26 protein-coding genes are annotated in these 18,368 nt (G+C 66.3%); 8 read left to right on the top strand and 18 right to left on the bottom strand.

Annotated features, from left to right (window positions below; all coding sequences use genetic code 11):
* Positions 1 to 59: 59 nt before the first annotated feature.
* Positions 60 to 1,049 (top strand): dipeptide epimerase, encoded by a 990-nt coding sequence (locus tag ACVENA_RS15965; RefSeq protein WP_449326150.1) that lies wholly within the window; start codon positions 60 to 62, stop codon positions 1,047 to 1,049.
* A gap of 231 nt (positions 1,050 to 1,280) precedes the next feature.
* Positions 1,281 to 1,763, top strand: a complete 483-nt coding sequence (locus ACVENA_RS15960; protein ID WP_449326149.1) for a MarR family winged helix-turn-helix transcriptional regulator — start codon at positions 1,281 to 1,283, stop codon at positions 1,761 to 1,763.
* Here the strand turns inward: ACVENA_RS15960 and ACVENA_RS15955 are convergent.
* Both ACVENA_RS15955 and ACVENA_RS15950 read right to left on the bottom strand, forming a co-directional pair.
* Entirely contained in the window at positions 1,760 to 2,224 is a 465-nt protein-coding gene (locus ACVENA_RS15955) for a pyridoxamine 5'-phosphate oxidase family protein (RefSeq protein ID WP_449326148.1), read from the bottom strand. The two genes, ACVENA_RS15960 and ACVENA_RS15955, sit on opposite strands and share 4 nt — an antisense overlap.
* 67 nt (positions 2,225 to 2,291) lie before the next feature.
* Entirely contained in the window at positions 2,292 to 2,687 is a 396-nt protein-coding gene (locus ACVENA_RS15950) for a VOC family protein (protein WP_449326147.1), read from the bottom strand.
* A 116-nt stretch (positions 2,688 to 2,803) separates the two neighbouring features.
* Here ACVENA_RS15950 and soxR point away from each other — a divergent pair, with 116 nt between their 5' ends.
* Together soxR and ACVENA_RS15940 are read left to right on the top strand one after the other, a co-directional pair.
* Entirely contained in the window at positions 2,804 to 3,274 is a 471-nt protein-coding gene (gene soxR / locus ACVENA_RS15945; protein ID WP_449326146.1) for a redox-sensitive transcriptional activator SoxR, read from the top strand.
* 55 nt (positions 3,275 to 3,329) lie between these two features.
* Positions 3,330 to 3,812 (top strand): hypothetical protein, encoded by a 483-nt coding sequence (locus tag ACVENA_RS15940; protein WP_449326145.1) that lies wholly within the window; start codon positions 3,330 to 3,332, stop codon positions 3,810 to 3,812.
* A 10-nt stretch (positions 3,813 to 3,822) separates the two neighbouring features.
* Here ACVENA_RS15940 and ACVENA_RS15935 read toward each other — a convergent pair whose 3' ends face one another.
* The 8 genes from ACVENA_RS15935 to ACVENA_RS15900 form a co-directional block, all read right to left on the bottom strand.
* Positions 3,823 to 4,113 (bottom strand): putative quinol monooxygenase, encoded by a 291-nt coding sequence (locus tag ACVENA_RS15935; protein WP_449326144.1) that lies wholly within the window; start codon positions 4,111 to 4,113, stop codon positions 3,823 to 3,825.
* A 15-nt stretch (positions 4,114 to 4,128) separates the two neighbouring features.
* Positions 4,129 to 4,713: a carboxymuconolactone decarboxylase family protein gene (locus ACVENA_RS15930; protein ID WP_449326143.1), complete on the bottom strand. Its 585-nt coding sequence runs from the start codon at positions 4,711 to 4,713 to the stop codon at positions 4,129 to 4,131.
* Position 4,714: 1 nt separating this feature from the next.
* Complete coding sequence (locus ACVENA_RS15925) at positions 4,715 to 5,896, bottom strand: acetyl-CoA C-acyltransferase (RefSeq protein ID WP_257544841.1); 1,182 nt, start codon at positions 5,894 to 5,896, stop codon at positions 4,715 to 4,717.
* 63 nt (positions 5,897 to 5,959) lie between these two features.
* Positions 5,960 to 6,418 (bottom strand): MaoC family dehydratase, encoded by a 459-nt coding sequence (locus ACVENA_RS15920; RefSeq protein ID WP_257544839.1) that lies wholly within the window; start codon positions 6,416 to 6,418, stop codon positions 5,960 to 5,962.
* Positions 6,419 to 6,513: 95 nt separating this feature from the next.
* Positions 6,514 to 7,725 (bottom strand): mechanosensitive ion channel family protein, encoded by a 1,212-nt coding sequence (locus ACVENA_RS15915; RefSeq protein ID WP_449326142.1) that lies wholly within the window; start codon positions 7,723 to 7,725, stop codon positions 6,514 to 6,516.
* A 17-nt stretch (positions 7,726 to 7,742) separates the two neighbouring features.
* Positions 7,743 to 8,006 (bottom strand): hypothetical protein, encoded by a 264-nt coding sequence (locus ACVENA_RS15910; protein ID WP_449326141.1) that lies wholly within the window; start codon positions 8,004 to 8,006, stop codon positions 7,743 to 7,745.
* A gap of 38 nt (positions 8,007 to 8,044) precedes the next feature.
* The gene (locus tag ACVENA_RS15905) at positions 8,045 to 9,427 is read right to left on the bottom strand and encodes a putative O-glycosylation ligase, exosortase A system-associated (RefSeq protein WP_449326140.1); all 1,383 of its coding nucleotides are present in this window, start codon (positions 9,425 to 9,427) and stop codon (positions 8,045 to 8,047) included.
* Positions 9,420 to 9,572 (bottom strand): hypothetical protein, encoded by a 153-nt coding sequence (locus ACVENA_RS15900; protein ID WP_449326139.1) that lies wholly within the window; start codon positions 9,570 to 9,572, stop codon positions 9,420 to 9,422. The genes ACVENA_RS15905 and ACVENA_RS15900 overlap by 8 nt, the downstream gene beginning before the upstream one ends.
* A 101-nt stretch (positions 9,573 to 9,673) precedes the next feature.
* On the opposite strand from ACVENA_RS15900, the gene ACVENA_RS15895 reads away from it, so the two are divergent.
* Positions 9,674 to 10,882 carry a TIGR04063 family PEP-CTERM/XrtA system glycosyltransferase gene (locus ACVENA_RS15895; RefSeq protein WP_449328957.1) on the top strand — a complete coding sequence of 403 codons (1,209 nt, stop codon included), beginning with the start codon at positions 9,674 to 9,676 and terminating at the stop codon, positions 10,880 to 10,882.
* Positions 10,883 to 10,899: 17 nt separating this feature from the next.
* Entirely contained in the window at positions 10,900 to 11,724 is an 825-nt protein-coding gene (locus ACVENA_RS15890; protein ID WP_449326138.1) for a hypothetical protein, read from the top strand.
* A gap of 2 nt (positions 11,725 to 11,726) precedes the next feature.
* On the opposite strand, the gene ACVENA_RS15885 is transcribed toward ACVENA_RS15890, so the two are convergent.
* Entirely contained in the window at positions 11,727 to 12,035 is a 309-nt protein-coding gene (locus ACVENA_RS15885) for a hypothetical protein (protein ID WP_257544824.1), read from the bottom strand.
* Entirely contained in the window at positions 12,032 to 12,274 is a 243-nt protein-coding gene (locus tag ACVENA_RS15880) for a hypothetical protein (protein ID WP_449326137.1), read from the bottom strand. Before ACVENA_RS15880 ends, ACVENA_RS15885 begins: the two co-directional genes overlap by 4 nt.
* A 125-nt stretch (positions 12,275 to 12,399) precedes the next feature.
* Between ACVENA_RS15880 and ACVENA_RS15875 the strand changes: the two genes are divergently transcribed.
* The gene (locus ACVENA_RS15875; RefSeq protein ID WP_257544820.1) at positions 12,400 to 13,068 is read left to right on the top strand and encodes a S24 family peptidase; all 669 of its coding nucleotides are present in this window, start codon (positions 12,400 to 12,402) and stop codon (positions 13,066 to 13,068) included.
* A 105-nt stretch (positions 13,069 to 13,173) separates the two neighbouring features.
* On the opposite strand, the gene ACVENA_RS15870 is transcribed toward ACVENA_RS15875, so the two are convergent.
* Entirely contained in the window at positions 13,174 to 13,479 is a 306-nt protein-coding gene (locus ACVENA_RS15870; RefSeq protein ID WP_257544818.1) for a hypothetical protein, read from the bottom strand.
* Between the two features lie 221 nt (positions 13,480 to 13,700).
* Between ACVENA_RS15870 and aqpZ the strand changes: the two genes are divergently transcribed.
* Entirely contained in the window at positions 13,701 to 14,423 is a 723-nt protein-coding gene (gene aqpZ, locus ACVENA_RS15865) for an aquaporin Z (RefSeq protein ID WP_449326136.1), read from the top strand.
* A 34-nt stretch (positions 14,424 to 14,457) separates the two neighbouring features.
* Here the strand turns inward: aqpZ and galU are convergent, their stop codons facing one another.
* The 5 genes from galU to msrA all read right to left on the bottom strand — a co-directional run bounded on the left by galU (position 14,458) and on the right by msrA (position 18,325).
* Positions 14,458 to 15,321, bottom strand: coding sequence for a UTP--glucose-1-phosphate uridylyltransferase GalU (gene galU, locus ACVENA_RS15860; RefSeq protein ID WP_449326135.1), 864 nt, complete (start codon positions 15,319 to 15,321; stop codon positions 14,458 to 14,460).
* 49 nt (positions 15,322 to 15,370) lie between these two features.
* Entirely contained in the window at positions 15,371 to 15,877 is a 507-nt protein-coding gene (locus ACVENA_RS15855; RefSeq protein WP_449326134.1) for an OmpA family protein, read from the bottom strand.
* A 14-nt stretch (positions 15,878 to 15,891) separates the two neighbouring features.
* Entirely contained in the window at positions 15,892 to 17,106 is a 1,215-nt protein-coding gene (locus ACVENA_RS15850; protein WP_449326133.1) for a diguanylate cyclase domain-containing protein, read from the bottom strand.
* Entirely contained in the window at positions 17,103 to 17,645 is a 543-nt protein-coding gene (locus tag ACVENA_RS15845) for a YfiR family protein (RefSeq protein ID WP_257544808.1), read from the bottom strand. Before ACVENA_RS15845 ends, ACVENA_RS15850 begins: the two co-directional genes overlap by 4 nt.
* A gap of 140 nt (positions 17,646 to 17,785) precedes the next feature.
* Positions 17,786 to 18,325, bottom strand: a complete 540-nt coding sequence (gene msrA / locus ACVENA_RS15840; RefSeq protein ID WP_449326132.1) for a peptide-methionine (S)-S-oxide reductase MsrA — start codon at positions 18,323 to 18,325, stop codon at positions 17,786 to 17,788.
* Between the last annotated feature and the right edge of the window lie 43 nt (positions 18,326 to 18,368).

Raw genomic sequence — 18,368 nt, 5'->3', positions numbered from 1 at the left:
GGCAGCGCTTTGGCCGAAAGGGATTTGCCGGTCCTGACGATCTGGCCTAGCCTCCCCGCATGGCTATCCACCTGAAAAGCGTGCGCGTCGAGCGTTGGCCGGTGGCGGGGGCGTTCGTGATCAGCCGCGGCGCGAAGACGCATGTCGATGTCGTCGTCGCGGAAGTCGAGGAGGGCGGCGTTGTCGGGCGCGGCGAGGGAACGCCGGTCTATTATCTGGGCGAGGATGCGGCGGGGTGTCGCGACCAAATCCTGCAGGCGGCATCGCTTGTCGCGGGATTGGGCGCCGCCGAGGCACGCGGCGCGATTCAGGAGATCATGGCGCCGGGGGCGGCGCGCAACGCGCTCGACTGCGCGCTGTGGGATCTGGAGGCGAAGCAGCGCGGCCTCCGGCTCTGGCAGCTTGCCGGGTGCGATGGCGCGCCGACCGCGCGCGTCACCGCTTTCACCATTTCGCTCGGCACGCCGGGTGCGATGGCCGAAGCCGCCGCGACCGCCGAAGCCGACGGCTATCGTCTGCTCAAGATCAAGCTGACCGGCGAGGACGACCGGCTTCGCGTCGCGGGAGTGCGCAAGGGGGCGCCGAACGCGCGGCTGATCGTCGACGCCAATGAAAGCTGGGGGCAGGTCGATCTGCTCGGCGAGGTCGAGGCGCTCGCCGACATGGGGGTCGAGATGATCGAACAGCCGGTGCCGGTCGGGTCCGACGCGCTGCTCGACGGGGTCTATGCGCCGCTTCCCTTCGTTGCCGACGAAAGCTGCCACACCGCCGCCGATGTCGCGCGCATCGGGCCTTTTTACGACGGGGTGAACATCAAGCTCGACAAGGCCGGCGGGCTCACCGAGGCGTTGCGACTTGCGGATGCCGCCGACGCGGCGGGGCTGTCGATCATGGTCGGTTGCATGCTCTGCACCAGCCTGGCGATCGCGCCCGCCTTCGTCCTCGCGCAGCGCGCGCGCTGGGTCGATCTCGACGGCCCCGCGCTGCTCGCGCGCGATCGCGAGGGCGGGTTCGAGTTTCGCGAAGGACGGGTCGCGCCGCCGGTGTAGTCGCGAATGGCTATTGTCCTGCCCCCAATTCATAGCTGTTCCCCCGCGAAGGCGGGGGTCCATCTCCCATGCCGTCGTTTTCCCGCAGCGCAGGTTGAATCCCGAGGGGGCAGGAGATGGACTCCCGCCTTCGCGGGGGAACAGGAAGGAAGGTAAAACACGCCTATATAGTCTATATTCAGGATAGTAAAACATGTTGACTATCCTGAATATAGACTATATAGGCGTGCCATGATCGACGCCAACACCCCCCGCCACCACGACATCGTCATGCCCGCGCTGCTGCGCCACGCCCGCACCACCTATGGCGGCGCCATGCGCCGGGCGCTCGACCGCGCGGGGTTCGACGATATTCCCGCCAATGGGCTCTATGTGATCGGCGGCCTCGCGCTCGGGGCCGAGGATGTGCCGCTGAGCGCGCTGATCCAGGATCTGCGCATCTCGAAGCAGGCGGCGGGACAGCTTGTCGATACGCTGGTGATGCGCGGCTATCTGGAGCGGCAGGTCGATCCTGCGGACCGGCGACGGTTCGTGCTGCGGCTGACCGAGCGCGGCGCGCATGCGGCGGCGGTGCAAGGCAAGGCGCGCGATGCGGTCGACGCGAAGCTCGCGATGCGCGTCAGCGCCGACGACATCGCCGCGGCGCGGCGCGTGCTGTCGGCGCTGATCGACATCGCGATCGAGGCGCGCGAGCGGGCGGCGAACGCGTCCTAAAGCGTCACCTCGGCGTGCTTGCCGAGGTCGCCGCCTTTCATCGTCATGCCGGTGGCGAGCTTGAACAGCCCCTTGATCCCCGGATCGGCGGTCCAGATTTCGGCATCTTCGAGGTCGAAGCGCAGCAGGACGAGCTTGGGATTGCCTTTGCCGCCCGGATACCAGGCGGCGATGCCGTTGTTCCACAGCCGGTCGAGCACCGCGCGATCCTCCTCGCGGCGCAGCGTGCCCGAAATGCAGGCGAAGAGGTCATGTCCCTTTGACGCGAATTGCGCCATCGCCGGGCCGCCCGCGGCGAGCCGGTTGTCGGTGGCGGTGAAGAACCACCAGGCGCTGTTCGCATCCTTGTCGAGCTGCGCGTTCATCGGGATATGGTGCTCGCGTTCGCCGGTCATGCCGACCATCACATAGGGGCTGGCGTCGAGCGGCTTCCAGAAGGCTTTCCTGATATCGTCGCTCATCGGTCGAGACTCCTTGTCGTCCCCCCGATACCCGATCAACGCTCGGGCAGCCTGGATGTTGCTCCGCTCAGCGCCGGCGCGGCTCCGAATAGCTGACGACTTCATATTCGATGCCGTCGGGATCGAGGAAATAGAAGCGCCGGCCGGGCTCGTAATCGCCGTGGCTGAACGGGACGAGGCCAACCGCCTTCACGCGCATCTCGATCGTGTCGAGATCGTCGACCTGCACCCCGACATGGTTGAGCGGTTCGCCCTTCGGGTAGCGCGTGCCGGCATGTTCGCCGTCGGGGCCGGTATAGAGCGCGACATAGGCGGCATCGCTGCCGAGGTGGATCGTGCGGCCGCCATCGCGCGCCGGGCCGCGCCAGCGCTCGTGCCAGCCGAAGATCGCCGACAGGATGCCCGCGGTGCGATCGGGATCGCTGACGGTGAGATTCACATGCTCGATGAAGGGATGCGTCACGAAAAGGCTCCTGATTCGGATTGACGCGGCCGTTATGAAAGCTCAAGTCAGGTTTAGATCAAGAGGCAATCGTCATTGCTTCGTTTCGCTCACAATGACGGAACAGGAGAAAGGCAATGCATCGCACCGACCTGATCGCGATCGGCGAACTCGCGGCGCGCACCGGGGTCGCGGTGTCGGCGATCCGCTTTTACGAAGCGAAGGGGCTGCTCGCGGCGCTGCGCTCGGGCGGCGGGCAGCGGCGGTTCCTGCGCGCCGACATCCGCCGCGTCTCCTTCATCCTGATCGCGCAGCAGATGGGGCTCAGCCTCGAGGAGATCGCGGCCGAACTCGCGGGGCTGCCGGCCGGGCGCACGCCCAATGCCGCCGACTGGACGCGGATCAGCACCGGGCTGCGCGCGCGCATAGACGCGCGGATCGAGGGCCTGATGCGGACGCGCGAACTGCTCGACCAGTGCATCGGCTGCGGCTGCCTGTCGCTCAAGAAATGCGGTCTCTACAACCGCGGCGACAAGGCGGCGCAACGCGGCGCGGGGCCGCGCTATCTGCTCGGCGACCGGGCGGGGGAGATTGCCGACGTCGATTGACGGATGGACAGTGCCGGATAAAAGGCAACGGTATGAAATGACTTGGAGAGGTTCGATGAAAGCGCTCTTTCCCATCCTGTTCATCGCCGGCGCGATGCAGGTCGTTCCTGCGCTGGCCGAGGATGCCGCGGTTTCGCCGCTGATCGGCACCTGGGCGGTCGATGTCGCGAAGCTGCCGATCCCGCCCGAGGCGCGGCCGAAGAGCGTCACGATCACCTATAGCGACGCGGGCGCGGGCCAATGGCGGACGCTGGTCGACGTGACGCTGCCCGACGGGAAGATGGTCCGGGCGAAGTCGACCTGGGCGCCCGACGGCAAACCCGTCCATGTCGAGGGCAATCTGGAGGCCGACACCGTCGCGACGCGAATGCCCGAGCCGAATGTGATGGTCACCGCGCTCGCGCTCGGCGGGGTGCCGGGATCGATGCGCACCTATACGGTGTCGCCCGATGGAAAGACGATGACCGAAACGGTCGTCTTTTTCACCAAGGACGGCACGCCCGGAATGCGCACGAACCTGTTCAACCGGGTGAAATAGGCGCGAACGGTCAGGCTGCGGCAAGGCGCTCGATATCGGGCGCACCGGCGAGCCAGGGACCGAAGCGGGCGCCGATCTCGCGGAAATGGGTCGATGCGCGGTGCGCCTCGACCGCCGCGGCGTCGTCATAGCATTCGAGAACCTTGTAGGTTCCGGTCTCGTCGGTGCGGAACAGGCGGTAGAAGCTGTTGCCGGGTTCGTCGGCATTCACCGCGGCGGCGAGTTCGGCGAAGGCCGCCTCGAAATCGGCTTCCTTGCCGGGCTGCACGCGCAGCGTCGCGATCACGCCGATGGCACTCATATCCATTCTCCCTTTTCAGGCCTTGAGGTCGGGGTCGACCTCCCAGCCTTCTTCGACCTGGATGCCGAAGCTGTTCAAAATCATCGAAACCTGGGTGTATTGGCCGACAGTGAAGACGAGGTCCATGCGGCCCTTGTCACCGAGCGGCGCGAGCGCGGCCCAGGTCGCGTCGGTCACGAAATGCTGCCCGGTCAGTTCGTCGGTCGCGCGCAGCATCGCGCGGTCGAGGTCGCTCCAGCCCTCCGCATCGGGGCCGACCTTGATCCGCTCGATCTCGGCCTCGGACAGGTCGCAGCCCAGACCGATGCGCTTGTGCTGCGTCCATTCGTAGCCCGAGCGGCAGTTGTAGCCGGTGCGCAGGATGACGAGTTCGCGGTCGCGCTCCGACAGCGCGTTGCGCCGCGACAATATATAACCGCCCCAACCCAGGAAAGCGGTGAGCGCCTTGGGCGCGTGCGCGAGGGTGCGGAAGATGTTGAGCACCCGACCGCCCCCCACCTTGCCGCCATTGGTGGCAAGGAAGGGTTCGAGCGCGGCTCGCTGATCGGCATCGAGCCGGCCCAAGTCGACCGGCTCGATACGCGGAGCGTTCAGGCGCAAATCAGAAGACCTCGAACAGGCCCGCTGCGCCCTGGCCGCCGCCGATGCACATGGTGACGACGGCATATTTGACGCCGCGGCGCTTGCCCTCGATCAGCGCGTGGCCGACGCAGCGCGCGCCGGTCATGCCGAAGGGGTGGCCGATCGAGATCGAGCCGCCGTTGACGTTGAGCAGCTCGTTCGGAATGCCGAGCTTGTCGCGGCAATAGAGCACCTGCACCGCGAACGCCTCATTGAGTTCCCAGAGGCCGATGTCGTCCATCTTGAGCTCGAAGCGTTCGAGCAGCTTCGGGATCGCGAAGACCGGGCCGATGCCCATCTCGTCGGGCTCGGTGCCCGCGACCGCCATGCCGACATAGCGGCCGAGCGGGGTCAGGCCGCGCTTCTCGGCGAGCTTGGCTTCCATTACGACGCACGCCGACGAGCCGTCCGAGAGCTGGCTGGCGTTGCCCGCGGTGATCGTGTGGCCTTCGCCCATCACCGGCTTGAGGCTGGCGAGCCCTTCGAGCGTCGTGTCGGGGCGATTGCACTCATCCTTGTCGGCGACGACCTCCTTGTAGGAGACTTCCTTGGTCTCCTTGTCGACGACCGCCATCGTCGCCTTGCAGGGGACGATCTCGTCGGCGAACTTGCCCGCGGCCTGCGCGGCGGCGGTGCGCTGCTGCGACTGGAGCGAATATTCGTCCTGCGCCTCGCGGCTGATGTTGTAGCGCTTCGCGACGACCTCCGCGGTGCCGATCATCGGCATGTAGATGTCCTTGTGCATCGCCAGAAGTTCCTGGTCGGCCTCGAAGAAGACCTTGCCGCTGCCGCTGACCTTCGAAATGCTTTCGACGCCGCCCGCGACGACGATGTCCTGGCGGTCGACGATGATCTGCTTCGCGGCGGTCGCGATCGTCATCAGACCCGACGAGCATTGGCGGTCGATCGACATGCCGGGGACGGTGACGGGCAGGCCGGCGCGCAGGCCGATCAGCCGCGCGACGTTCGAGGTCTGCGACCCCTGCTGCATCGCGGCGCCGAAGATGACGTCGTCGATCTGGCCCCCCTCGACCCCGGCGCGCTCGACCGCGGCGGCGACCGAGTAGGCGCCGAGCGTCGGCGAAGTGGTGTTGTTGAACGAGCCGCGCGCCGCTTTGGTCAGCGGGGTGCGGGCGGTAGAAACGATGACGGCGTCACGCATGATAGGAGTCCTTCTGCTTGGTTCCGATTATCTTTTCGGGGGAGGTCAGCCGGATATTTCCGTTCAGACGAAGAATTGCGTAATCCATTCGGCGATCAGCGCGGGCTTGTCCTCGCCCTCGATCTCGATGCTGATCTCGTTGGTCTGCTGCCACTGACCGGGGCGCTTCTCGTCGAGCTCGAGCAGCTTGACATGGCTGCGCACGCGCTTGCCCGAACGGACGGGGGCGAGGAAGCGGACCTTGTTGCCGCCGTAGTTGACGCCCATCTTGACGCCGCCGACCTTCGGCCCGTCAGTGCTCGCGCCGAGCATCGGGATCAGCGACAGCGTCAGGAAGCCGTGGGCGATCGTGCCGCCGAACGGGGTCAGCTTTGCCTTTTCCGCATCGACATGGATGAACTGGTGGTCGCCCGTCGCATCGGCGAACTTGTTGATCATCTCCTGATCGACGAGCACCCAGTCGGACGTGCCGAGATGTTCGCCGACCTTGGTCTGCAGTTCCTGCGGCGTGATGGTAGCCATTCGCATTCCCCTCGATTGTTGGTTCGGGGCGCGTTCTAGGCCCGTCTTGCCGCATTGCACAAGAGCGAAGGACTTTGCGCTACGGTGCCGTAACGTCAGTCCGGCTTGGCGGGCTTCGCGGCGCTTGCCCGGGGCTTCGGGGACTCGGGATAGGGCATGATCATCGTGCCGTCGGGCGCGGCGGTGAAGGTCGTCTGGGTCGGATAGGCGAAGTCGTATCCGGCGGCCGAGAGCGCTTCGAACAGGCGGATCGCGACATCGGTGCGCGCCGCCGCCACCTCGTCATATTGATCGCTGAACACGTCGAACAAAAGTTCGAAGTCGAGGCTCGACGCGCTGAAGGTCACGAAGCTCGATCGGATGAACTCATGCCCTGCCGCCTTCACCTGTTCTTCCAGCAATGCGGGAAGCGCGCGAAGCATGTCGGGGCTCGTCTGATAGATGATGTTGAGGACGAAGCTCACCCGCCGCCGGTGGAGATGCGCGAAATTGGTGATCTCCTTGCTGAGCAGATTGGTGTTGGAGATGACCAGAAGCTCGCCGTTCACCGAGCGCAGCCGGGTGCTCTTGAGGCCGATGCGCTCGACCGTCGCGGTGCTCGTATCATATTTGATCGTCTCGCCGACCCGGAACGGCCGGTCGAAGATGATCGACAGCGAAGCGAAGAGGTCGGAGAAGATGCCTTGCGCGGCGAGGCCGATCGCGATGCCGCCGATGCCGAGGCCCGCGACCAGCCCGGTGACGTTGACCCCCATATTGTCGAGGATGACGATCGCAGCGATCGCGAACAGCGCGACGCTGATCAGCAGCCGGATGATCCCCATCGCGTTGCTGAGCGTTTCATTATGTCCGTCGGCGGCGCGACGCTGGATCAGGCCGAGCACGATCTCGCGCGCCCAGATCGCGACCTGCATCACGACCGCGATCGTGAAGACGAACTGGATGAGCTGCAGGATCACCGCCGGCGGCTGCGCATAGCCCGCAACGAGGCGGATCGCGACGATCGCGAGCACCGTCGACTTGGTCTTGTGCAGGACGCGCCCGGCGATGTGCGTGAAGCTCATGTCGGCATCGGCCGACTGCGCAAGCTTGAGCGCGAAGCGCCGGGCCATCGTCAGCAGCGCGTAGATGACCAGCCCGACGCCGATTGCGATGCCGATCTGCAGCCAGTGGCTGTTCACCCAGGCAACGCTGGCGTCCCAATAGTGGCGCAGGTCGCCCAGCGGATCGGCCGCTGTGGCGGCCGGCCCTGCGGCAGCGGGTTGCGTGGCAGCGGTCTGGGCGGCGGCGAGAAGCGTAAGGGTCACATCATCCTCTTGGCGGATCAGGCGGAACGAAGCAACGCTGCCGCGCCGGGCGCGCGTTCGAGATAGGATAGAAAGCCGCGTTCGTAACGCGAAAGATATCTGGTCGCGCGCGGCAGCGGACCCGCGGCCGCGACAAAATCGCCGCGTTCCTGCGCCGCGAGCATGGCGGGATGGACATAGGCCTTGCGCGCGACCGCGCAGAGCGTGCCGTCATCCTCATATTGAAAGAGATGCTGTCCCGGCAGACTATCGTCGACATGGATCAGGCGCGCGGCGGACATGCGGTAATAGCGCGCCGGGGCCGCCGATGGTTCCCGTATCAGGGCGTCCCGGGAAGGCTGGGCCGTGCGGGAACCCGGGCCGGACGCGCGATCAGCGGGCGCCATCCCGCTTCCTTCTCGCGCCGCCGGACATAGGTCGACAGACCCATTTCGAGCGCGAGCATCATGTAGATGAAGGGCTGGAAGGCGATGCCGACGAACAGCGAAGCGATCATATAGGTGATATGGCCGTGCTGGAGCGCGGTCGCGAGCGGGGCAATCCACTGCTCCTCGGCGCGGCGCGTCTTGCCATAGCGCCGCCGCAGCCGTTCGAGCTGCACGATGCTGATGCCGTGGATCAGAAGCCAGAGCGCGAGCCCCGGATAACCCTGTTCGCCCAGCATCTCGAAATAGCTGGAATGATAGGCGCGCGACTGATCCTCATAGACCGACGGTTCGTCGGCCAGCGGCCTGTTCGGGTCATAGGTGCCCGGCGCCTTTTTGACGCGGATATGATTCTGGATATAGGCCGCGAAGCCGCCGCCGAAGGGGTGGTCCTTCGCATATTCCCATGTCCACGCCCATACCGCGACGCGTGTCGATGCCGATTCGTCCGCCTGGTGATCGCGGATCGTTTCCATCCGCGCGGTGAAGCTTTGCGGCAGGAAGGGGACGGCGGTGACGGTCAGCAAGGCGGCGCCCGCGATATAGAGAAAGCGGTGCTGAACCGCGCGCAGCGACAGAATCGCGAGAATGACGAGGCAAACGAGTCCGGTGCGCGCCTGCGTGCCGATCGGCAGCAGCGCGCACGCAAAGACGAGCGCGAAGCAGAAGGCCGAGACGCGCCAGTCGGGCGGGAAGATCGTGCCATGCCGGCGATACCAGAGGATCAGCGGGATGATCGCGATGCCGACCGCCGACATGATCGACCCTTCGTAAAGGCCGAAATTCTCGGGGAGCAGCAACTGAAGCTGACCATAGCCGCCGCCGCCCGCGAGCGTCTTGATCCCGCCCGCGATCGCGATGGCGGCGGCCGACAGCAGCATGATCAGGATCAGGGCCTCGATGCGAAGCTTGGTGCGCAGCGTCAAGGGCAGGAAGATCGCCCAGACGAGGGCTTTCCAGACCCAGCTCCACTTCTCCGCCGCCTCGACCGGGAAGTCGGCACTGATCGTCGTCATCCAGCAATAGAAAAGTAGCACGATCAGCAGGAATTGCCGTCCCGACCACCGTGTGTCGCGCTTGTCGTCGACGACGAGCCAGCCCGCCATCGCGAGCCCGAAGACGATCAGCGAGATCGGGATGGAGTTGATGAGGAAATAGCTCAGCCGCTGCGGCGCGACGATGTCGATGTAGCAGAAGCAGAGGACGAACAGGAACGGCTTGCGAAAGCCGAGCCCGATGAAGGCAAAGAGAAAGGCGACGAAGGCAATGTCACGCATCGCCGCGCGTCTCCATCGCCGCGGCTTCGGCCTCGGTCTCTGCATCGCGGCGCTGTTGCCACAGCCGGCGCGGACTCACCTCGTGATCGAGGTCGTCGCGATGCAGCAGGCGCCACAGCGCGATCGCGATCAGGACGTGCGTCAAGCCAATGGAGAAATTATCGACCATATCGGTATGGGCCCTATGCTATTGGGGTTGACGCCGCGTTAAGGCTTATATGTCAAAGCACTGACCCCATGACCCATATGCCCCGCATTCTTCACGTCCTCGATCATAGCCTGCCCGCGCACAGCGGCTACACCTTTCGCACGCGCGCGCTGATGAAGGCGCAGATCGCGAAGGGCTGGGAGGTCGCGGGGGTCACCGGGGTGCGGCATCCGAACCCCGGCGCGGATGTCGAGACCGTCGACGGGCTGACCTTTTATCGCACGCCGCCGATCGCGCCCGTCCGCTCGCCGATCCGCGAATGGCGCGAGATCGCGGCGCTGGCGGCGCGCACCGAAGCGCTGGCGCGGGACTGGAAGCCGGACCTGCTCCACGCGCATTCGCCGGTGCTCGACGGTCTCGCGGCGCTGCGCGCGGGCAAGCGGCTCGGCATTCCGGTCCTCTATGAAATCCGCGCTTTCTGGGAGGATGCGGCGGTCGGCAACGGCACCGGGCGCGAGGGAAGCGCGCGCTATCGGCTGACGCGGATGCTTGAAAGCCATGCGGTCAAGTCGGCGGATGCGGTCGCGGTGATCTGCGAAGGGCTGCGCGGCGACCTGATCGCTCGGGGCGTCGACCCGGAAAAGATCATCGTGTCGCCCAACGGCGTCGACCTCGACCTGTTCGGCAGCCCGCTGCCGCGCGAGCAGGGGCTGGCGGCGACGCTCGGTATCGCCGCGAGCGACGCGGTGATCGGCTTCATCGGCAGCTTCTATGACTATGAGGGGATCGACGATCTGATCGCCGCGATGCCCGCGCTCGTCGCCGCGCAGCCGGGTGCGCGGCTGCTGCTTGTCGGCGGGGGGCCGATGGAGGCGGCGCTGAAGGTGCAGGCGGCCGCGTCGCCGGTAGCCGACCGGATCCATTTCGTCGGCCGCGTTCCGCACGAAGCGGTCGAGCTTTACTATTCGCTGATCGACATCCTCGCCTATCCGCGCAAGAAGATGCGGCTCACCGATCTCGTCACGCCGCTGAAACCGCTCGAGGCGATGGCGCAGGGCAAGCTCGTCGCCGCGTCCGACGTCGGCGGGCACCGCGAACTGATCGAGGATGGGGTGACGGGGACGCTGTTCGCGCCCGACGATCCGGCGGCGATCGCCGTGGCGCTGTCGGACCTGCTCGAACGGCGCGACCTGTGGGACGAAAGACGGCGGACGGCGCGTATCTTCGTCGAGACGCATCGTAACTGGTCGTCAAACATTTTGCGTTACGAGCCGGTTTACCACCGCCTGCTCAGCGCCGCCGCGTGACGAGATTCGGGAACGATATGGACGACGAGAACGAAGCGCCGAAAACCAGCCGGACCCTTGCGGTGCTGCGCGCGCTGGGCCCGGCCGTACCCGCAGTGATTGGCGCCGCCGCGCTGACCTTTTTGTTCGCCGCGGTGATGCCGATGGCCTGGGTCGCGGGAATCAGCTGGAACCTCTACCTCGATCGTCTGTCCGATTTCTTCGTGCCGCCCGTCGGCAATGCCGCGCGGCTCATGCTGGCGTTCGGCATGGCGGCCGTCGCCGCCTTGATCGCGGCCTTCATCGCGCTGCTCATCGCCGAGCCCGAGCAATCGGGGCTCGCCGCACTCGGACGGCGGTTGCGGCGGAACGAGGTCGTGGATGACGATGCCGACGGCGAGGCGCCGGTTCGCCGCCGCCGCGCCGACCTGCACCCCGACGACCCGCCGCGTCCGCCGATCCGCGCCGGCCGCGACCTTCCGGCGCAGGGGCTGGGGCCGATTGGTGCGCCCGGTGAAGACGCCGTCCCTGAACCGGTCCCCGGGGTTCTCGATGAAGTCCAAGAGGACGAACTGATTCTCGCCGATCTCGCACCGATCGAGATCGATGAACCCGGCGCCGAACCATGGCTGCAACCGGTCGACCGCGCCGGCCCCGTCCTGCCCGACCCTGCCGATAATTCGCTCGGCGCGATGGTCGCGCGCTTCGAGGCGGGGCTCGCGCGCCGCCGCCCCGAAGCGGTCGCGGTGCCGGCCATTCCAGTGCCGGGAGCGGTACCCGATGCCGACAGCGAAGGCGAAATCGACTTTGCGCTCGAGGCGGCGCTCAGCACGCTTCAGCGGATGAACCGTCAGGCGGGCTGACCCTAATCCTCGACGGTCAATATCTCGATGGTGAAGGCCGTGCCTTCGCCGGGATCAACTGCGACGTCGGCGACGATATGGCCGGGTAGCCGCCATTCGGCCGTCGTCAGCCTGTCCTGAAGCGCTTTCGTCGGCCGGTCTCCCGTGCAGGGAAAGAGGTGGCGCGCGCCGATGAAATTGGCGCTGGCCCAGGGACGCAGCGTCGATGCGCCGATCGTGACGCCGCTGCCCAGTTCGATGGCGAGCAGCCGGGCCAGGCGGCGGTGCGGGCAACCGGGCCGGGCCGGGGCGGAGGGCGACCAGCGCATCATCGGCGCTCTCCCGCGCGGCGGCGGTCGCCGCACGGCGCGACCTGACCCGCGTGACGATCGGCGCGCCATTTGTTCATGAAATGTTCCACTCGACAGATCAGCCGGCGGCCCGGTTCGCGGCCGCCGCGCAAATCGCTGACCAGCCGCGGATCATGGGCCGCGGCCCGGCCGAAAACGCTCGGCGGCATGCGCGATTCGCTGAGAAAACGCTCGATCCGTTGCAGCAGGCTGCGCTCCATTCCATCCTCCTTTGTCCCCAAGATCGGACGACTCGATCAATAGGATATTTCCTATTTGATAGGTGATTTCCTACTTGTCTAGGAAAATTCCTATCGCTATGGATGAAATAGGAAGGATCACTCGCTTGACCATATTCGACCTCGATCCCCGCGCGGCACTCGACCGGCTCCTGACCGAGAGAGGCATCGACTATGCCCAGCTATCGGCGCGCATCGGGCGCAATCCCGCCTATATCCAGCAATATATCAAGCGTGGCACGCCGCGGCGGCTGGCCGAGGAGGATCGCGCGCGCATCGCCGCCTATCTCGGCGTGTCCGAAGCCCTGCTCGGCGGGCCCGAGCGGCGCGTCGCCACGCCCGCCCGGCCGCGCGGGGGCGACATGGTGCTGGTGCCCAAGCTCGCGATCGGCGCATCGGCGGGGCCGGGCGCCAGCATCGACGGCGAACCCGTCGAGGGGCAGGTCGCCTTCGATCCCAAATGGCTGCGCGATCTCGGCGCCGATCCGCGCGCGCTCAGCATCATTCGGGTCGAGGGCGATTCGATGGCGCCGACGCTGAACGATGGCGACGATATATTGGTCGACGGCGGCGATGCCGCGGCGCGGCTGCGTGACGGCATCTATGTCCTGCGTATGGACGATGTGCTGATGGTGAAGCGCGTCGCGCGTGCGCCGGGGCCGGGACGGATTTCGGTGATCAGCGACAACCCGCAATATCGGAGCTGGGACGATCTGCCGATGACGGCGGTGCGGCTGGTCGGCCGGGTCGTGTGGACGGGGCGGCGGGTGCGCTGATCAGGGCACACATGAGAGAGTCGTCATTGCGAGCGAAGCGAAGCAATCCAGAGTGGCGTAAACCGCCCTGGATTGCTTCGCTTCGCTCGCAATGACGAATGGGCATTAAATCTGTTCGGCCATCACCGCTTCGATCTCGTGGTCGAGCACCTCGGCGCGCTGGCATTGATTTTCCTGACCGCTGCGGCACTTCTCCGCCGCCTTGTCGCGCTGGCGCGTCAGCTTGCCCAGCCTTTCCTCGCGCGCGCGCATCGCGCGGCCGCGGTTGCGGTCGGCTTCGTCCTGGCTCGTCGTCGACCAGTCGGCGACTTGCCCGACGGCCTTGACCGGCGCGGTGACGACCGACTTGACGGTGCTCACGCAACCCGCGAGCGCAGGAGCGGCCAGCGCCGCGATGATCAGGGCCCGCATATTCTTCTCCTCACCGGTACCGTCTTGTCGCATAGGCGCGCCCGGCTGAACAGAATATTGCGATGGAAGGAGGCGGCGGTCGGGACGGCTGATCGCATGGCTGCTATCCGATGAATCCCGCCACGGGACATATGGTTTACAAAGACTTGCCGACCCTTTCGGCTGTGCTAGGGTCCGTGCGCGCCGGCGGCGTCATGCCCGCCGGGCGGCAGGAGGGTCCTATGACGAACATGCAAAAGGGTCTGGCCGAGTTCATCGGCACATTCTGGCTCGTCTTCGGCGGTTGCGGCAGCGCGGTTCTCGCGGCCGGTTTTCCCGACCTTGGTATCGGCTTTCTCGGCGTCGCGCTGGCCTTCGGCTTGACGGTGCTCACCATGGCCTATGCGATCGGCCATATTTCGGGCTGCCACCTCAATCCGGCGGTGACGGTCGGCCTGTGGGCAGGCGGGCGTTTCGCGGCGCGCGATATCCCGCTCTATGTCGTCGCGCAGGTGCTCGGCGCGATCGTCGCGGCCTTCCTGCTCTATTATGTCGCGCAGGGCAGCCCGAGCTACGACATCGCGAAGGGGCTGGCGGCGAACGGCTTCGGTGACGGGTCGCCCGGCCATTATGATGTCTGGTCGGCGCTGATCATCGAGATGGTGCTGACCGCCTTCTTCGTGTGGATCATCATGGGGTCGACCGACGGGCGCGCGCCCGCGGGCTTTGCGCCGATCGCGATCGGCCTCGCGCTGACGCTGATCCACCTCATCTCGATCCCGGTCACCAACACCTCGGTCAACCCGGCGCGCAGCACCGGTCCGGCGCTCGTCGTCGGCGGTCTCGCGTTCCAGCAGCTCTGGCTCTTCTGGGTGGCGCCGCTGATCGGCGGGGCCGTCGGTGGCTGGCTCTACAAGACGCTGGGCGCCGACAGCTTTCCCAAGCCCAATATCGAGGGCGAATAAGGGGGCGGACCGGCGGAGCGTCGCTCCGCCGGTTCTATTTCAGAAGGTCGATTGCGAAGGCGCGGACCTCGTCCGCCATGTCGGACCGTTCGAGTGCAACCGCCAGATTGGCCTGAATATAGCCGGCTTTGGATCCGCAGTCGTAGCGCGCGCCGTCGAAGGTTACCGCGTGGAACGGCTGCTGGTTGATCATCGCCGCCATCGCATCGGTGAGCTGGATCTCGCCGCCCGCACCCTTTTCCTGATGTTCGAGCACGCGCATCACCTCCGGCTGGAGGATGTAGCGGCCCGAGATGATCAGATTCGACGGTGCCTTGTCGACGGGAGGCTTTTCGACGAGGCCGGTGACCTCGGTCAGCGCGCCGTCGGCCTTGCCCGGCGCAATAACGCCATAGCTGGAGACTTGCTCGCGCGGCACCTCGAGCACCGAAATCAGATTGCCGCCGACGCGGGCATAGGCATCGACCATCTGTTTCATGCAGCCCGGCGAACCGTGCATGAATTCGTCGGGGAGGAAGATGGCGAAAGGCTCGTCGCCGACGATGTCGCGCGCGCACCATATGGCATGGCCGAGCCCCATCGGCTCCTGCTGGCGGACATAGGCGCAATTGCCGGGGCCGAGCCGCGTCGGGGCGAGCACCGACAGATCCTTGCCGCGCTCCGACATCGTCTTTTCGAGCTCGAAGGCGATGTCGAAATGATCCTCGATCGCGCTCTTGCCGCGCCCGGTGACGAAGATCATCTGCTCGATCCCCGCCTCGCGCGCTTCGTCGACGGCATATTGGATCAGCGGCCGGTCGACCACCGGCAGCATCTCCTTCGGGATCGCCTTGGTGGCGGGAAGGAAGCGGGTGCCGAGGCCGGCGACGGGAAAGACGGCTTTGCGGATCGGTTTCATGCGCGCGGGCTTAGCCGGCTTTTATGAACAGGAAAAGAAGCGCCGCCGGTCATTCGGCGGGCGAGACGATCAGCACGACGCGGCGATTGTCCTGCCGGCCCTCGGGCGTGGCGTTGGACGAAAGCGGGATCGTCTCGCCGCGGCCGATGATCTGATCGGCGGTGAAGCGCATGCCGTTCGCCTGCAGCGGCGCCGCGACGCTTTGCGCGCGCGCTTCCGACAGGGCCTGGTTGTAGGCGGCGGCGCCGGTCGAATCGGTGTGGCCTTCGATGCGCGCCGTCGGGATGCCGACCGCGACGAGGTGGCGCGCGAGTTCGCCCAGCCGCTCGACCTGCTCGGACTTCAGGGCGCTCTCGTTGACGCCGAAAAGCAGCCGTTCGTTGATGGTGAGCATCCAGTCGTCGCCGGTTTCGACAAAGCCTTCGGCCTGGAGCGCGGCGACCTGTTCGGGACTGAACCCCTTGGCTGGCGGTGGCACGCTCTGGCACGCCGCGAGCAGCGCCAGAAGCGGGATCAGGAAAAGCTGCCGGAGCGAAAGGGGCAGGGGGTGGGTCACGATATCTCTCCGCTTCAAGTGGGGCGCTTGACGAGTTTGTCGGCGTACATGGCGGCGTCGGCAGCGGTCAGCAGGGTTCGCGCATCGGTGCCGTCGTCGGGATAGACGGCCGCGCCGATGCTGATGCTCAGCCGGTAGTGCTGGTCGCCGGGCAGCGCGATCGGCTGCGACGCGCCGGTGCGGATGCGATCGGCGAGTTCGCCGGGATCGATCGCGTCGTCGAGCGGGTCGATGATGACGATGAACTCGTCGCCGCCGATCCGCGCCGCGAAATCCTCCTTGCGCAGCGTGTCCTTGATCCGCTCCGACAGCGCGACCAGCACCGCGTCGCCCGCCGCATGGCCGTGATTGTCGTTCGCCGCCTTGAAATTGTCGGCATCGATGAACAGCAGGGCGAAGCGTCGGTTCTTTGCTTGGGCGGTCTGAATCCGCTGTCGCAACTGCTCGTCGAAGGCGGCGCGATTGGGCATCGCGGTCAGCATGTCGTGCGAGGCGCGGTGCGCGAGCAGCGCCTTCTCGCTTTCCATCGTGCCCTGCCAGCCCTGCAATTCGTCGAGCAGCGCGTTGATGTCGCCGCCCAGCCGGTCGAGCTCGACGATCCCCAGCGACTGGACGCGTTTGTCGAAGCGGCGGTGGAGGCGGACGTCGTGGGCCACGGTGGCGATCTCGCCCAGCGGCTTCACCAGTTCATATTCGAAACGGCGCGCGAGGATGATCGTGCCCAATGCGGTGACGAGCAGGCAGCCGAGGCCGGCGAGGGCGCCGATGCGGACATAGTCGATCAGTGTCGAGCTGTCGCCCCAGACCTCGATGTGTCCGATCACCGATCCGTTGCGCTGGACCGTGGCCGCGAAGGGGCGCGGAAAAAAAAGACGGGTCAGGAGCGGCGCCGGGTCGCCCAGCGGGGACGTCCATTGGTAGAGCGGGCGCCCGCGATCGTCGAGAAGCCGGAGCCGCGCGATGCCGGGAAGCCGCATCAGCGGTTCGAGCCCCTCGCGCGCCGCCTGCGGATCGTTGAACACCAGTGCGGGTTCGGCGCCATAGGCGCCGAGCCGCGCCGCGAGTTCGATATTATGGTCGGCATAGCTGCGCAGCGTCGTGATCCCGGCCAGCAGGATCGTGATTCCCGACAAGGCGACGGCGAAGAGGGTGATGCCGAAATGAAAGCGCGACAGCAGCTTTTGCAGCGTCGTTCGCGCGCCTTCGCGGTCGGGCGGGCGGGCGGTCATCGGGCCGTTCCGTCGTCGCTGCCGATTTTCAGCACGCGCGGATCGATGCGCAGCGGACCGCGGCCGATGGCGTCGAGATTGACCGAAAAGCTGATCTTCGACGTGCGGCCGCTCAGGCAGAACATGGCGCCGAAGCTGCAATCCGGGTCGTCGTCGGTGATCGTCAGCACCGGACGGCCGCGCACCCAGCCGATCAGGCGCTGGCGATCGGCAATAGGCATATGACCGAGAAAGATGATGTCGCAGCCGCCGCTGGTCGCCCCTGCTGCCGTGGTGCGGCGCACCGTGACCGCCTGCCCGCCCGGAACGATAGGCGCGATGCGGCCTGTGAGGCGCGGCGCACCGACGAGGCACAGGTCACGCGGTGCGGGGGACGCAGCCGCCGGCCAGCGCGCATAGCTGATGATGCCGCCGAGAATGCGGTTGACACCGTTGGTGATGCCTTCGGCGCTGTTTTCGACGATCGTCTGGCTGGCGGCCTGAACCGCCATCTGCGGTGTCGTGAGCGACGATCCGATCAGAAGAAGCGAAACCAGCACCGTGAAGCGACCCCCAAGCGCGCGCAGGCATCCTGCCCCGGCGCGGGGGTGTCCGCTAGTTTAAAGTGCCGCAAAGTCAAGGAAAAGTGACGTCATGCGGCCATAATGCAACAGTCGGTGTGTTGCCACGCGCTGCCCGACTATCCGTCCGCGCGCACGCGCTCGGCAAAGCCTTTGCGCAATTTGGCGAGCTTGGGGGGAATCGACGCGATACAATAGGGATTGCGCTGGCCTTCGCCTTCCCAATAGGCCTGATGATAATCCTCGGCAGGATACCAGGTCAACGCGGGCTCGATCGTCGTGACGACAGGAGCGGGCCGATCGGCGGCAGCGCGCGCGATACCGTCGCGCGCCGCGGCTTCCTGTGCTTCGTTCAGCGGGAAGATAGCGCTGCGATACTGGGTGCCGATGTCGTTGCCCTGGCGATTGAGCTGCGTCGGGTCGTGCGTCGCGAAGAAGACGTCGAGCAGGTCGCCATAGGAAATCACTGCCGGGTCGTAGCGGATGCGGATCGCCTCGGCATGGCCGGTGTCGCCGCCGCACACCTGCTTGTAGGTCGGGTTGGCGAGCGTGCCGCCGATATAGCCGCTTTCGACGCCCGCGACGCCGTCGAGCGACTGGAACACGGCTTCGGTGCACCAGAAGCAGCCGCCGGCCAGAATTGCGGTGTCACTCGTCATGGCATGCTCCTTAGTCGGGGAAGAGGAATGCCGTTTAAATAGG

Source organism: Sphingopyxis sp. 550A (genome assembly GCF_053569535.1).
Note: the sequence above shows the minus strand (reverse complement) of the source record. Positions and strands in the feature narration are given on the sequence as shown.

What these genes read in the sequence shown, in the direction of transcription:
- ACVENA_RS15965 (WP_449326150.1), top strand. Translation starts at nt 60, where the DNA reads ATGGCTATCCACCTGAAAAGCGTGCGCGTCGAGCGTTGGCCGGTGGCG.
- ACVENA_RS15960 (WP_449326149.1), top strand. Translation starts at nt 1,281, where the DNA reads ATGATCGACGCCAACACCCCCCGCCACCACGACATCGTCATGCCCGCG.
- ACVENA_RS15955 (WP_449326148.1), bottom strand. Translation starts at nt 2,224, where the DNA reads ATGAGCGACGATATCAGGAAAGCCTTCTGGAAGCCGCTCGACGCCAGC.
- soxR (WP_449326146.1), top strand. Translation starts at nt 2,804, where the DNA reads ATGCATCGCACCGACCTGATCGCGATCGGCGAACTCGCGGCGCGCACC.
- ACVENA_RS15940 (WP_449326145.1), top strand. Translation starts at nt 3,330, where the DNA reads ATGAAAGCGCTCTTTCCCATCCTGTTCATCGCCGGCGCGATGCAGGTC.
- ACVENA_RS15935 (WP_449326144.1), bottom strand. Translation starts at nt 4,113, where the DNA reads ATGAGTGCCATCGGCGTGATCGCGACGCTGCGCGTGCAGCCCGGCAAG.
- ACVENA_RS15925 (WP_257544841.1), bottom strand. Translation starts at nt 5,896, where the DNA reads ATGCGTGACGCCGTCATCGTTTCTACCGCCCGCACCCCGCTGACCAAA.
- ACVENA_RS15920 (WP_257544839.1), bottom strand. Translation starts at nt 6,418, where the DNA reads ATGGCTACCATCACGCCGCAGGAACTGCAGACCAAGGTCGGCGAACAT.
- ACVENA_RS15910 (WP_449326141.1), bottom strand. Translation starts at nt 8,006, where the DNA reads ATGTCCGCCGCGCGCCTGATCCATGTCGACGATAGTCTGCCGGGACAG.
- ACVENA_RS15905 (WP_449326140.1), bottom strand. Translation starts at nt 9,427, where the DNA reads ATGCGTGACATTGCCTTCGTCGCCTTTCTCTTTGCCTTCATCGGGCTC.
- ACVENA_RS15895 (WP_449328957.1), top strand. Translation starts at nt 9,674, where the DNA reads ATGCCCCGCATTCTTCACGTCCTCGATCATAGCCTGCCCGCGCACAGC.
- ACVENA_RS15890 (WP_449326138.1), top strand. Translation starts at nt 10,900, where the DNA reads ATGGACGACGAGAACGAAGCGCCGAAAACCAGCCGGACCCTTGCGGTG.
- ACVENA_RS15885 (WP_257544824.1), bottom strand. Translation starts at nt 12,035, where the DNA reads ATGATGCGCTGGTCGCCCTCCGCCCCGGCCCGGCCCGGTTGCCCGCAC.
- ACVENA_RS15880 (WP_449326137.1), bottom strand. Translation starts at nt 12,274, where the DNA reads ATGGAGCGCAGCCTGCTGCAACGGATCGAGCGTTTTCTCAGCGAATCG.
- ACVENA_RS15870 (WP_257544818.1), bottom strand. Translation starts at nt 13,479, where the DNA reads ATGCGGGCCCTGATCATCGCGGCGCTGGCCGCTCCTGCGCTCGCGGGT.
- aqpZ (WP_449326136.1), top strand. Translation starts at nt 13,701, where the DNA reads ATGACGAACATGCAAAAGGGTCTGGCCGAGTTCATCGGCACATTCTGG.
- galU (WP_449326135.1), bottom strand. Translation starts at nt 15,321, where the DNA reads ATGAAACCGATCCGCAAAGCCGTCTTTCCCGTCGCCGGCCTCGGCACC.
- ACVENA_RS15850 (WP_449326133.1), bottom strand. Translation starts at nt 17,106, where the DNA reads ATGACCGCCCGCCCGCCCGACCGCGAAGGCGCGCGAACGACGCTGCAA.
- msrA (WP_449326132.1), bottom strand. Translation starts at nt 18,325, where the DNA reads ATGACGAGTGACACCGCAATTCTGGCCGGCGGCTGCTTCTGGTGCACC.